This window comes from Corynebacterium aurimucosum, from assembly GCF_046895345.1.
GTDB classification, from domain to species: domain Bacteria; phylum Actinomycetota; class Actinomycetes; order Mycobacteriales; family Mycobacteriaceae; genus Corynebacterium; species Corynebacterium aurimucosum_G.
Map to the genome: position 1 here is coordinate 1,141,981 of NZ_CP160096.1, position 12,879 is coordinate 1,154,859.

Consider the following 12,879-nt stretch of genomic DNA (forward strand, 5'->3'; position numbering starts at 1 on the left):
CGACAGCCACACGCAGGTCTCCCACATACTAGCGGCACCCCACACAAATGTCACGCACGTCACCCCCACGCACGAAATGAGGCGCCCACCATAGCGCCGGATGAAGCTACCCACCACAAAATTGACCCCGCGTCTCAACTAGAGGAAAGTAGCTCCCAGACCCACTCGCACCAACCACTCCCCACATTCGCGGTGCTAGAACCAACTAGCGCCCGCACAGGGGGACAGAGGAGGACGCATCCCCGTGGCAGAAACCACCACCAAGCGCGCCGGCTTGAAACACCGGCACCTGCACTTCATCGCCTTAGGCTCAGCTATCGGCACCGGCCTGTTCTACGGTTCTGCCGGCGCCATCCAAGCCGCCGGCCCCTCGGTCCTCTTGGTCTATCTCCTCGGCGGCGCCGTGGTTTATTTCCTCCTGCGCGCACTCGGTGAGATGTCCGTGCACCACCCCGTTACCGGCTCCTTCGCCGAATACGCCCGCACCTTCTTAGGCCCCTGGGCCGGCTACATCACCGGCTGGATGTTCGCCTTCGAGATGGTCATCGTGGCCCTCGCCGACCTCACCGCTATTGGCGTCTACATGCAATTCTGGTTCCCCGGCTCACCCAAGTGGGTGTGGGTCGCCGCCACACTGCTTCTCGTCGGCGGCGCCAACCTCGCCACCGTCAAGGCTTTCGGCGAGCTGGAATTCGCCTTCACCATCGTCAAGGTCGGCGCCGTCATCGCCATGATCTTAGGCGGCGTAGCCGTCTTAATCTTCGGCCTCTCCACCGCGGAGACCACCGGCCCGGCCAACCTCGTCAACGATGGCGGCTTCTTCCCCAACGGCGTCTCCGGCATGGTCGCCTCCTTCATCCTCGTTCTTTTCGCCTTCGGCGGCACGGAGATCGTCGGCGTCGCCAGTGCGGAGGCAGAAGATCCCGCCAAGTCCGTACCGAAGGCCGTCAACACCATCCCGGTGCGCATCCTGCTGTTCTACGTCCTGGCCATCCTGGTCATCCTCATGATCAATCCTTGGCGCAGCATCACCGGTGAGGAAAGCCCCTTCGTCCAAATCTTCTCCACACTCGGTGTCACCTGGGCTGCCGCCGCACTCAACGTCGTTGTCATCACCGCGGCGGTTTCTGCCATCAACGCCGACCTTTTCGGCGCCGGCAACGTTCTCACCGGCCTGGCACGCCAGAACCTGGCACCAAAGATCATGGCCAAAAAGACTCGGGGTGTGCCGGTGATGACCATGATCATCCTGCTCATCGTCATGATTATCGGCACCGGGCTCAACGCGCTCATCCCAGAAAACGTCTTCGAGGTCATCGCCTCCCTGGCCACGTTTGCCACCATCTATGTGTGGCTGATGATCCTCTTGGCCCACGTGGCTTCCCGCCGCCAAATGCCCACCGAAGAACGCGCCAGCTTGGAATACACCGTCCCCTTCTGGCCCTGGGGCCAGTACTTCTCCATCGCCTTCATCATCTTTACTTTTGGCATCATGGTGTGGCAGGAGCAATACCGCCCGGCACTCGCCACCGGCGTTATCTTCATCCTCCTGATGACCGCCATCTTCTACCTCACCGGCCGCCGTAGCGCCGCCGCGAGTGCCCCACAAGAAACAGCCACACAAGGAACAACCACGAAAGGATAACCATGAACACCGTTGATGCCCCCGCCTACTCCCCTGCCCCCGAGTGGTCCGGCCGCTCCGATGGCCCAGGCCCCGAGCATGCGCGGTGGCACAGCGTGGTTCGCCCGCTGGACGTCGCCAAGCCCCAGGCAGAACCCGGCATCGCGCTCCTGGGCTTTGCCTCCGACGAGGGCGTTGAGCGCAACCATGGCCGCCCCGGCGCGGCTGCGGGCCCGGCCGCCCTGCGCGACGCCTTGGGTTCCCTGGCGCTGCACCATCCGCATCCGCTTTACGACGCCGGCACGATCACCACCCAAGGCACCGACCTGGAGGCCGCCCACGAGCGTCTCTCCGATACGGTGGAGACACTCTCACGCGCCGGGCACCTGCCCATCATCCTCGGCGGTGGACACGAGACCGCCTTCGGCTCCCACCGCGGTGCTTTCCGCGCACAGGGCCCTCTGCAGATCATCAACCTGGATGCGCACTTTGATCTCCGCACCGCGGACGTGCCTACCTCCGGCACCCCGTTTAAGCAGATCTCTGAACTGGTCGGCCGCGAGGACTTCGACTATTCCGTCCTGGGAATCTCCCGCCCCAACAACACGCCCGTGCTTTTCGACGAAGCCTCCGCCCTCGGCGTCACCGTCGTCCTCGACGAGGATTTGCTCAACATGGATCGCTCCCAGCTGCGCACAACCGTCGACAGTATCTGCGCCGGTACCAAGCCCATCCACCTCTCCATCGACTTGGATGTCCTCCCCGCCGACCAGGCGCCGGGTGTCTCCGCCCCCGCTGGCCTCGGCGTACCCCTGAACATCATCCGTGAACTCGCGCTCACCATCGCCGCCACGGGACGCCTCGCGCTTGTCGACGTCGTCGAGCTCAACCCCACCTTCGACGCCGACAACCACACCGCCAAGCTGGCCGCGCGGTTAATTGATGACATTGTGACGGCGCATTTTGTTGCTACCACAGGAGCGAATTCCTAGATAAGACGCCGGCCAGCCGGCATACTAGTGCCCATGAGTTCACCGATTCGCGTCGTCGGAGCCGTCTTCGTAGACGGCAAGCGATTCCTGGCCTGTCGCAAAGCTCCAGGAAAATCACTCGCCGGCATGTGGGAATTTCCAGGCGGCAAGATTGAAGAAGGCGAGACGCCTAAGGAGGCTCTCGCGCGCGAAATCGAGGAAGAGCTGTCCGTCATCGCAACCGTGGGTGACAAGGTCACCACGACTGTGTACGAGTACGATTTCGCCACCATCGAACTCACTACGTTCTTGTGCACTAAGGATTCCGGGGAACTCGTTCTTAGTGATCACGATGCCACCCGTTGGGTGTCCCCTGCCGAGGCGCAGGAACTCGACTGGGCCCCTGCCGATATCCCCGCCGTCAAACTGCTTTCTTCGCGCCTATGAGTTCCGGATCCATCCTGCCGTTTGGCATCTACGAAACCCCAGTCACTGCTCGTATCCAGGAGCGAATCGAGGAAACCACGCGTGCCCGGCCCACGGCAGCAACCGGCATCGCCCCCGGTTCCAAGAAGGATGTCAACCCGCGGTTCGCCGCGGCGGTGTCCCAGCATTTTGCCAAAGTCCTCGAGCACAAGCTCACAGAGCTAACTAAGCCCGAGGAGCGTGTAGCCCTCATCAATGGACTGGCCCAGCACCTCGGGGAAGATGAGTCCATCTCCGCCGAAGAACTGCTTTACGCCATCTATAGTTCAGAGCTCGAAGAGGCTCCGAAACTCCCGGAAGTCTCGCTCAACTCCAGCGCCTTGTTCACCAACAGCGTGGACGACACGAATATGTCGGTCGAGATTGCCCGCGAGATCCGCACTGCGGACTCCGTCGATTTATTGTGCGCTTTCATCAAGACTTCAGGCATCGCGGTCATCAGCGATGAATTGGAATACCTCAGGGATCATCAGATCCCACTGCGTGTTATCACTTCGACGTACTGCGGGGCGACCGAGGCCGCCGCAGTACGCCGCCTCGTGGAAGACTACGGCGCTGAAGTCCGGATCTGTTACGAGCACAAGACCACACGGTTGCATGCCAAGGCCTGGCTCTTTCGCCGCCAGTCTGGGTTCGACACCGCGTTTATCGGTAGCTCAAACCTTTCGCGCTCAGCGCTTGTTGACGGTTGGGAATGGAATGTCCGGGGCTCTCGCTCCTCCACTCCGGAGATCATCGAGAAGTTCATCAAGACTTTCGACAGCTATTGGTACGACACTCATTTCAAAGCATTTGACCCGGCCCAAGACTATGAGCGCCTCAAGGAGGCCCTCGGCAGTGCCAGATTTCTAGAAGCAAAGCCCGGTGAAAAGCTCGAACTCTCAGGCCTTCGCGTTGAGCCCTACCCCTACCAGGAGGAAATGCTCGAAGCTTTAGACTCCGAGCGCGAAGTTCACGACCGCCACCGCAACCTGCTCATTGCCGCTACTGGTACAGGCAAGACTGTTGTGGCGGCACTTGACTACCGCCGCTTAAGTGAGAAGCTGGGGCGCAGACCACGAATGCTTTTCATTGCCCACCGGCGCGAGATTCTTACCCAGGCCCAGCGGACATATCGCGAGGTGCTTAGCACCTCTGATTTTGGTGAGCTCCTTGTCGGCGATTCGCAGCCCGGCGAGTGGGACCATGTCTTTGCGAGCATCCAGTCTCTGCATAGCAGGCGCCTGCCAAACATTGCACCGGAGCACTTTGAAGTCGTCGTCATTGACGAGTTTCACCACGCTGAGGCCCCGACCTACCGTGCAGTACTTGACTACCTCCAACCGCGTGAACTCCTGGGACTAACGGCCACACCAGAGCGCGGTGACGGAGAAAACGTACAAAAGTACTTCGACTACCGCGTGGCCCATGAGCTTCGTCTCTGGGATGCATTGCGTCTGCAGCTTCTCGCCCCGTTGCACTACTACGGAGTCGACGATGATACTGACCTGACGAGCTTGACCTGGAACCGCGGGAAGAAGGACTACCAGGTTTCGGAGCTAAGCGAGTTCTATATCAAGGCCGGTGAGAAGCGCACCAGGTTCATCATCAATGAGCTCAACCGCCGTATCTTCGACCTCTCCGATATGAAGGCCCTTGGTTTCTGCGTATCCATCGCCCATGCCGAATACATGGCGGAGCAATTTACTCATTTCGGTATCCCTTCCCTGGCCGTCAGTAGCAAGCTCAGCGTTGATGAACGTCGCCGCGCGATAGAGCAACTCCGCGAAGGCACTATCAAGACGATCTTTGCGGTCGATATTTTCAACGAAGGCGTCGATATCCCCGCGGTCAACACGCTGCTGCTTCTGCGCCCTACGCAAAGTCCGGTGCTCTTTGCCCAACAGCTAGGCCGCGGTCTGCGCCTCCACGAGGGAAAGAATGCCTGCACCGTCTTTGATTTCTTGGGTGTTCAGCACGAAGAATTCGATTTCGAACAACGTTTCAAAGCGCTGACTGCCGCACGTGGAAAGAACCTCGCCAAGGAAGTGGAGCAAGGTTTCCCCACTGCTCCGCCGGGCTCCAACATCACCTTGGACCGAGTAACGACCGAACGCGTTCTCAAGAACATGAAGCGCTTGGCCCGTAACTCCGTTAAAAAGATACGAGCGCTCATTTCTGATTACGGCACAACCGATCTCGCTAGTTTCATTAATAGCTCCGGTGTTCCGGTGGAAGATATCTACCGCCGTAAGGGAATTACGTGGACCACGCTGCTGCGTGATGAGAAGCTGCTACCCTCCAGCCCCGCGGGCGAGCACGAAGAATTCCTTCTCAGCCGAATCCGCGTGCTGTTGCACATCAATGACCCCAACCGCGTAGCGGCCTACAGCCTTCTTGTTTCCCCGGACGGTCCCAAGGAGAAGGATATGACTCCCGAGCAAACCCGATATGCCACCATGCTCGTGTTGGCTCTGTGGGCAAATTCAAATACGACGGTGCCGGAATCCCTTGATGAGGCCCTGCGTATCATCCGGGCCTGTCCTTCCTTCGTCGCTGAGGTAACTCAGGTCATGCAGCTCACGCTCGACCGCTCCCGCGTCATTCCAGAGAAGTCTACGAATAACGTCTTGGAGACTCACGCGGACTACAGCCTTGCCGAGCTGGTAGGCGCATTGGATGATGGCCCGTTGCGCAAGCTCGCGAATTTGCCACGTGAGGGCGTACGCCGCTTCGATGCCACCAATACCGATCTCTTCCTGGTAACTTTCCAGAAGGATGAGAACGTGAGTGCCTCCACGAACTACCGTGATTACCCTTTGGCGCCCGATCGTTTGCACTGGGAATCCCAATCCACTACGTCGCTCAAGTCCGCAATGGCCCGACGCTACATCCACCACCACGAACTCAACGGCAACATCATCATCGCCACGCGTTTTACCAAGCGGAACAAAGTCGACACGGCGTCGGCGTATACCTTCTTGGGCAATGTCGATTACGTCTCGCACCGAGGCGAGAAACCCATCCAGTTTGAATGGAGCCTTCGCCGCGATATGCCTAAGCAGCTATACGCCGCCGGGCGCACTGTGGCTTAAACCTCAATTATGGTCAGGTAATTATGGTCAGGTTATGAAGTTGACGCCGTAATCACCGTTAAATTAAGATTTCCTTAGCAGATTAAGAAAAGATTAGTCTCTGATGCCGTGGACAGAAATGTGGAGGACGGTTATGGAAGCCGCGAGCGAGCGTAGCCGGAAGGGGTGGAGCCACCCAGATAACGGTTCTGAAACTTCCGTGTATGGCTTTACGCGCTTTCGGGAGCGCAGCTTCAAAACTGGCACCACCCCTCCGTGGGCTGCGTGTAGCAAGAAAGCGCGCCGCGCTCACTAGAACCACGCTTACTATCGCCGCGGGCGGTAGCGGTGGCGCAGGCCCTGCAGGATACCTTTCCTCTCCCCCAACGTGTCGCGGCCGAAAATCCACGCCACAACGCCAGCTGCAGCCACTACCGCACAGAAGCCAAAGGCCGTCTCAAACCCGTACTTATCCGCCAGCAGTCCAATGACGATGGGGCCTAAAATTTGCCCAAAGTCGCCTGCCATCTGGAATGTCGACAGCACCTGACCACCCGAGCGTTTCGAGCCGACGATATCCGCCACGGCTGCTTGTTGCGAAGGGGCAATGAGGCCCGAGGCCGCGCCGGACAGGGCCGAGAGGGCGAGGAGGGTGACGATGTTCGTCGCCAAGCCCAGTGTGCCCACGAACAACGCGGAGCCCACAAGTCCCGCCACGATGAGTGGCCGGCGCCCCACGCGGTCCGACCAAGAGCCGGAGAACTGCAAGACGATGGCGTTGCCCGCGGCAAAGGCCGCTAGCGCAACGCCTGATGTAGATGCACCGTTGGCAAAAATGGCGGCCGCGAAGAGCGGGAGGACCGCCACGCGAACCCCCATATTGATCCAGCCCTGGGCGAAGTTCGACGTGAGCACTGCACGGAAAGCAGTATCCTCCCAAGCTTCCTCCAAGCGCATTGGAGTTAGGTGACGCCGACGTTCATCGGCCTCATTGACCGAGGGCATAAGGATCCACACAACGAGTGCGGCGATGGCGACGCCAACGCCATAAATGAAGAAAGGCCAACGGAATCCCAAGAAAGAGAGGCTTGCGCCCACGAGCGGGCCAATCACGTTACCCAAGAGGAAAGACGTGGCATAGGTGGCCGAACAGCGCCCGCGAATGCTGGGTGGTGCCAGGCGCACAATGAGCCCCATCGCCGCGACGGTGAACATCGTCGAACCAATGCCAGCGATAGTGCGCAAGGCAACGATTTGCCAGTACTCCTGCGCCACGCCCACGAGGCCGGTGGTGACCGCCACGGTAAGTAATCCTGTCACATACACCCTGCGCGTACCTACGCGGTCGATGAGAAAGCCCGCAGCAGGGGCAAAGATGAGACGACTGGCAGAAAAGACTGAGACAACCAGACCGGCCGCGACCATCGAGACATCGAAGCTGACGATGAACTGCGGCAGCAGCGGCGCGATGAGACCGTAGCCTAAGGCAATGATGAACCCGGCGGCGACCATGACCCAGATTTCCCGCGGGATTTTAACCTGCGGTACTGCAGTATTTTTCATATCGCCACTCACTGTAGCCCATCACGTCAAATGGCCGAACGTTTAACCGAACCTCTGTTCGAATCTGTGTGCAGTGATGTCCGTGCCGACTCCTAGTGTGTGGGCCATGAAGAACTACAGCAGCATTCACCAGTCCGTTCAGCCCCCTTTCCCGGCCGACGTGAGCACGAGCGAACTCACCACTGAGATCCTCTACCACCACCATGACACTCTTCGCTCCATCGAAAGCATCATCCGCCACCCACGCTCGCTCGCGCGACCCACACCGCAGTGGCGGCCACCATCCAAGATGCTGCCACCAGTAGACATACAGGGTGGTGAATCACTACCACTGACCTTTACTGTCTCGCGCCACCGCGTGGGTGAGCGCGCCAAGGCTCGCGTATTGGGCTACGGCGAAAAGCGCGTGCCGTCCTATCTCATTACGGTGCGCATCACCGACCCCACCGGCCGCCCGGTTTCCCCTTCGTTGGCGGAAGCATGGGTGCGGGCCCTAGTCCCAGAGGAGCTCGTCTCCGCGGTGCATGAGATTTCCAGCAGCAGCGCGGCCACATTCGTGTGGCTGGTGGATAGCACTTATACCCCGGTGCATTCACCGCTCTCGCTCTTCGAAGGCTTCAGCCAGGCGGCGTAATGCGCACCCTCCGCAGTGCGTGAGGCCCTGCATCGAGTGCTATACGCCTGCTAGAAGTAGCGCTGTATGCGGTCGAAAAAGTTGCGGGACGGCTCTTCTTCAAGCGAAAGCGAGAACCGATCCTCCGTTAACACGCGGCCGAGAGCCGGGCGTGTCTCCGGGAAATCATAGAGACGGCGGATCGCCTGCGGCTCCAAGCGAATGGAAAAGCAGACCACGAGCACCGTAAACGTCTTATCAATCATGTCGGAGCTCAAGGTTTGTACTAGGACTGCTAGGCGCTCGTCGCGCAGAATCAGCTCCAGCAATGCCATGAACTGGAGGGGCCCGCGCTGCTCGTACTCAGCTGGAAGGAGCAAGGTCGACATAGCGGATAGTAGCCCGGCAACCACGCCTACCCCGGTTCCGGCGAGCATCATGGGCACCATCCGCTTAAACACTCCACGGCGCGCTAGCCAGCCAAACAGGTACGCCACCACCACCGCGGTCGGCAGATAGACCAAGAGCAGCGGGTTGTTGATGCTGGCCAGGCACGCGCTCAAGACTGACGTGCCCATTCCTAAGACGGGGCCATAGACGATTGCTATAAACGCCGTGCCCATCATGTCAAGGTACAAGGGGATGTTGACGTTGAAAATCAGCGATGACAACAGCAGGTTTGCCGCCACCGCCAGCAGTGGGTTGAAAAGCGCGTGGTTCCCCAAGGAACGCCACTGCGCGGCAATGAACAGCAATGCTGCCAGCAAACTCAGGCACCATGCACCGGTTGATAAGACGGAATCGAAGACAAAGCCTGTGTGGCCGTAACTCGGGTTCAGCGTCAGAACCCAGGCCAGGCACAAGCATGCTAGAGCGAATCCAACACACAGACGTTGGCTGTGCGATGCCTTGTTATCCGGCATTGGCTGCGGCTGCTCCTCTTCGAAGTCGAGAAATAATACCCGCTTACCCTACCGTAGAAGCTCGGTGTCGTCTGATTAGTCTGACTCGTTGCCTTCTTCGACGTCTTCGACGTCCCCGTCGTAGTCTTCGTCATCGTCATCGTCGAAGAGAACGTCGTCCTCATCCTCGTCGTCGGCGCCGAAGATGTCATAGACCTCCGGCTCGTCGAAGTCATCGTCATCGATGCTCACTAGCTGTGCTTCCCAATCTAAGGCTTGATCGGAGACCAAGTTGAGCACATCGAAGAGGCGGTCGAAGTCTGTGTAGGTACCCAGTTCAAGTGCCTCAGCCGGGACCTCAATGATGGGGGCTAGCCCGCCGTCTTCGTCGTCCGCATCACCGAAGATGGCAACGCGCTCTTCCTCACTCATGTCCTCCGGGGTATCGATTTCCCAGAGCTTGCTGATCGCCTCATCCTCCAGCTCGTCGAGCTCTTCCTCATCGAAGTCGAAGGAGAGGAAACGCACGATCGCGCTCGGGACACCGTCGATGGTTTCCACGAGCACGCGCAGCTCCGAGTCGTTGGCGACTTCCGCCACGACTAGGTTCGGGTTGAACTCATCCTGGAGAAACTCCAACTCGGCGATGCGCTCGTCAGTGCCCTCCAGCAGGTCACGCAGCACCGTCACCACCTGGTCCGTGGCAATGTGGCGGGATACGGCCTCAACCGCATCGTCCACAGAAAACGCCACGGACACCAAAACGGCCTCGAAGTCTTCATCATCTTCATCCACATCGGCCGCGGCAATGTAGACGTTGGCCGCCGGCAGGATGGGGTCAATTTCCACAAACTGGATTTCCAAATCGGAGGTGATGGGCACGAACATCACATCGTCGTTGACGCGGGACTCAATGCCCTCCCCGTCCAGCGCAGAGGCGATATCTTCAAAAAAGCTCATGTGATTAACATCCGTCCATGTGGGAGTCTCACCCGGGCTGCTGCCAAGGCCCCACACATCTTACCTGCGATCTCCGTCAATAGCTCTCCTCATCGAGCAGGAATCCCAGTTCCTTCAGAATCTCCGGGCGCCCAGTACCCCACTCCAACATGTCATAGGCCTCCCATGCTTGGCGACGCCCTTCCATCGGCGCCTCCTCCACGCGCGGCCCCACATCAAAAACCATGGTCGAGCGCTGCGGCGCGCGGTATTGCGGCCAGTTGTCTAGAGGCGCTCCGCCCCGAATGAACTCGCCCCACTGCGCCTGCATGGTCTCGGTCACGTCCTCCATTTCGGAAGGCTTAGCAATGCTGTTTAGGAAGGACACTCTCGACGCCCCTGGATCGCCAAAGATGTTGGATAGCTCCATCGAATGCATCGCACCCAGACCTAACCAGCGCAGCGCCGCCGGAGCGAAGTCGAAGCGGTACATCCACGTGGGATAGCGCCGTGCGTGCTCGGAAGCTACGCGGACGGTCGGGGCCCAAAAGAGGGCGTCGGTCAGCAGATCCCCGAAATCACGGCGCGAGACCGCACCGCCGTAGGCCGCGATGACATCCGGTGCGCTCTCCGGATCAAAAGAGGCTAGCAGCCGCAGGGCCGCGCGCTCTCGGGCGCTCTGGCGTTGGAAGAGGAATTTTCCAAAGCTGGCCTCACCGGAGTTGGTTCCCACCAGCAGCGGCACCGGGTGTTGGTTGCCGTCCTCAAAGGCTTCGATGGGATGGTGCGGGATGAGGTCGCCGTCGACAGTCGGCGCATAGCAGGAGTTCAGGTACAGCAACTCGCCCGCGCGCCACATCATGGACTGGCCAGAGCGCACTAGGTCCGCGAAGTCCTCGCGGCGCAGATCATCGGCGGTGGTATCGCGTGGCAAGGCCATCTTGTGAACCAGCTCGCGGGCCCAAAACACCGACTGCGCCCGCGAATGAATCATGCCTATCGGCGGTGACTGCGCAATCGCGCGGTGGAAGAGCCCTTCTGCGCGCGGCACCGCCATGAGAGTCAGGACCGCTGCGCCGCCAGCGGATTCGCCCATGAGCGTGACGTTGTCCGGGTCCCCGCCGAAGGCCGCGATATTCTCGCGCACCCACTCCAGCGCTAAGACCTGATCTGCCACGGCCGGGTTGGCACAGGCCTCACCGCCAAGACTGCGGACGTCGAGGTAGCCCAAGGCACCTAAGCGGAAATTCACCGAAACATAAACAACGTCCATCTGGGCTGCGAACTCGAAGCCGCGCAGCATCAGCATGTGGGAGGAACCCACAATGAAACTGCCGCCATGCAAATACACTACGACGGGCAGCTTCTCCCCTGCCTTAGAACCCGACGGTGTATCGGGTGAACCCGTATCGTGCGGCCGGACGACATCAAGGGTCAGGCAATCTTCTGCACCCTCGATGCGGTCGGTCCAAGAGTACACCGGCTGCGGGGCCACGTGCCCGAACTCACGGCAATCCCGGATTCCTTCCCACGCCGGGGCAGGCCGCGGTTCCATGAAACGGTTGGCGCCCGAGGTATCTGCGCCAAAAGGGATACCGCGCCACGAGCGGACAGGAGCGCTGAGCGGGCGGTCCGTGCGTAACTCTTCCTCGATGCAACCTCGTACCCAACCGCCGGTGGTGAGCACCGTGAGATCGTCGGCAAGCGCGGTGCGTGCCGCCTCCTGTGCGGCGAGGGCACGGGCGTGGAGGGAATCTGCAAGCAAGCGCGCCGCAGCCGCGCTGACCTCACGCGGAGGGAAAGGCTCAAACTCGCTCATGCCTCATACCCTAGTGCGCCACCCTGCTAGCGCGCTGGATAAAGCTTTTTCGATACGGTGGTAAACATACAGTTCAGATTCACAATCAGATTTAGTTAAAAAGTTAGGTGAGACAATGTTGGACAAGGTCTTTAACAAGGAGAAAGAGGGCAAGGACATTAGTCGCCGGGATGCATCGGTCGATCAGGCCGGCTCCGCAGAGGCTGTGGGAACCTTGGAGGTGGATGAGGCCAACCGCATCACCAAGGGATTCCTGGCGGCCATCGACAAAGTCGTCTCCGTCCAGTCCTCCGTCATCATCAACTATGTCGAGGGTCTAAAGAAGCGCAACCCCGACGCCAGCCCTGCGGAGCTGCAAGAGCTCATCGACAAGCATTTCATGAACATCATCACCGGTACCGGTGCTGCCGCGGGCGCCTCCGCGGCTATCCCTGGCATCGGCCTGGTCACCGGCGCAGCCACTATCGGCGCGGAATCCCTGGTCTTCCTTGAAGCCGCCGCCTGGTACATTCTCGCCTCCGCGCACCTGCGCGGTGACAACATCCGGGATAAGGAGCGCCGCCGCGCGCTGGTCTTGGTGGTGCTCACCGGCTCCCAAGGCAGCGCGTTGGTCGATACCTTTGTGGGTGATGCAACCTCGCTGTCGGGCGTCACCTCCGCTGCTACCCTCTCGCGTTTTTCCGGCCCTACCCTCAGCGGTCTCAACGGCCGCCTGACCAAGCTCTTCATGAAGCAGGCCACCAAGAAGCTCAAGTGGGCATGGGTATCCAAACTGCTGCCGATGGGTGTAGGCGCGGTGCTGGGAACAACCGCCAACCGTAAATTGGGCCGCCAAGTAATCAGCCATGCGGGCACCCAACTCTCCCCCCTGCAGGGGGAATAAAAGGGGCGAAACCCGCTCAGGTTAGT

The 12,879-nt window shown here is 59.9% G+C and carries 10 protein-coding genes; 6 read left to right on the plus strand and 4 right to left on the minus strand.

The window, feature by feature from the left end; all coding sequences use genetic code 11:
• The first annotated feature begins 244 nt into the window (after positions 1-244).
• The 4 genes from ABZS45_RS05520 to ABZS45_RS05535 are packed head-to-tail and all read left to right on the plus strand — an operon-like array spanning position 245 to position 6,155.
• On the plus strand, positions 245-1,645 hold the full coding sequence (locus tag ABZS45_RS05520; protein ID WP_412100983.1) for an amino acid permease: 1,401 nt from the start codon (positions 245-247) through the stop codon (positions 1,643-1,645).
• Positions 1,646-1,647: 2 nt separating this feature from the next.
• A complete protein-coding gene (gene hutG, locus ABZS45_RS05525) occupies positions 1,648-2,616 on the plus strand; it encodes a formimidoylglutamase (protein WP_412100984.1) in 969 nt (322 codons plus the stop codon).
• Positions 2,617-2,649: 33 nt separating this feature from the next.
• Positions 2,650-3,042, plus strand: a complete 393-nt coding sequence (locus ABZS45_RS05530) for a (deoxy)nucleoside triphosphate pyrophosphohydrolase (RefSeq protein ID WP_412100985.1) — start codon at positions 2,650-2,652, stop codon at positions 3,040-3,042.
• A complete protein-coding gene (locus tag ABZS45_RS05535; RefSeq protein ID WP_412100986.1) occupies positions 3,039-6,155 on the plus strand; it encodes a DUF3427 domain-containing protein in 3,117 nt (1,038 codons plus the stop codon). The genes ABZS45_RS05530 and ABZS45_RS05535 overlap by 4 nt, the downstream gene beginning before the upstream one ends.
• 306 nt (positions 6,156-6,461) lie before the next feature.
• Here the strand turns inward: ABZS45_RS05535 and ABZS45_RS05540 are convergent, their stop codons facing one another.
• Positions 6,462-7,697, minus strand: coding sequence for an MFS transporter (locus ABZS45_RS05540; RefSeq protein WP_412100987.1), 1,236 nt, complete (start codon positions 7,695-7,697; stop codon positions 6,462-6,464).
• 106 nt (positions 7,698-7,803) lie between these two features.
• Between ABZS45_RS05540 and ABZS45_RS05545 the strand changes: the two genes are divergently transcribed.
• The gene (locus tag ABZS45_RS05545) at positions 7,804-8,331 is read left to right on the plus strand and encodes a hypothetical protein (RefSeq protein WP_308607479.1); all 528 of its coding nucleotides are present in this window, start codon (positions 7,804-7,806) and stop codon (positions 8,329-8,331) included.
• Between the two features lie 50 nt (positions 8,332-8,381).
• Here the strand turns inward: ABZS45_RS05545 and ABZS45_RS05550 are convergent, their stop codons facing one another.
• From ABZS45_RS05550 to ABZS45_RS05560, 3 genes are all read right to left on the minus strand, one after another.
• Positions 8,382-9,233, minus strand: a complete 852-nt coding sequence (locus ABZS45_RS05550; RefSeq protein ID WP_412100988.1) for a hypothetical protein — start codon at positions 9,231-9,233, stop codon at positions 8,382-8,384.
• A 75-nt stretch (positions 9,234-9,308) separates the two neighbouring features.
• Positions 9,309-10,172: a DNA primase gene (locus ABZS45_RS05555; protein ID WP_412100989.1), complete on the minus strand. Its 864-nt coding sequence runs from the start codon at positions 10,170-10,172 to the stop codon at positions 9,309-9,311.
• A gap of 76 nt (positions 10,173-10,248) precedes the next feature.
• Positions 10,249-11,970 (minus strand): carboxylesterase/lipase family protein, encoded by a 1,722-nt coding sequence (locus tag ABZS45_RS05560; protein ID WP_412100990.1) that lies wholly within the window; start codon positions 11,968-11,970, stop codon positions 10,249-10,251.
• Positions 11,971-12,085: 115 nt separating this feature from the next.
• Between ABZS45_RS05560 and ABZS45_RS05565 the strand changes: the two genes are divergently transcribed.
• Positions 12,086-12,853, plus strand: a complete 768-nt coding sequence (locus ABZS45_RS05565) for a hypothetical protein (protein WP_070710948.1) — start codon at positions 12,086-12,088, stop codon at positions 12,851-12,853.
• Positions 12,854-12,879: the final 26 nt, after the last annotated feature.

Excerpts from the sequence above, each read along its gene's own strand:
- ABZS45_RS05535 (WP_412100986.1), top strand. The coding sequence starts at position 3,039 with ATGAGTTCCGGATCCATCCTGCCGTTTGGCATCTACGAAACCCCAGTC.
- ABZS45_RS05555 (WP_412100989.1), bottom strand. The coding sequence starts at position 10,172 with ATGAGCTTTTTTGAAGATATCGCCTCTGCGCTGGACGGGGAGGGCATT.
- hutG (WP_412100984.1), top strand. The coding sequence starts at position 1,648 with ATGAACACCGTTGATGCCCCCGCCTACTCCCCTGCCCCCGAGTGGTCC.
- ABZS45_RS05565 (WP_070710948.1), top strand. The coding sequence starts at position 12,086 with ATGTTGGACAAGGTCTTTAACAAGGAGAAAGAGGGCAAGGACATTAGT.
- ABZS45_RS05545 (WP_308607479.1), top strand. The coding sequence starts at position 7,804 with ATGAAGAACTACAGCAGCATTCACCAGTCCGTTCAGCCCCCTTTCCCG.
- ABZS45_RS05530 (WP_412100985.1), top strand. The coding sequence starts at position 2,650 with ATGAGTTCACCGATTCGCGTCGTCGGAGCCGTCTTCGTAGACGGCAAG.
- ABZS45_RS05560 (WP_412100990.1), bottom strand. The coding sequence starts at position 11,970 with ATGAGCGAGTTTGAGCCTTTCCCTCCGCGTGAGGTCAGCGCGGCTGCG.
- ABZS45_RS05550 (WP_412100988.1), bottom strand. The coding sequence starts at position 9,233 with ATGCCGGATAACAAGGCATCGCACAGCCAACGTCTGTGTGTTGGATTC.
- ABZS45_RS05540 (WP_412100987.1), bottom strand. The coding sequence starts at position 7,697 with ATGAAAAATACTGCAGTACCGCAGGTTAAAATCCCGCGGGAAATCTGG.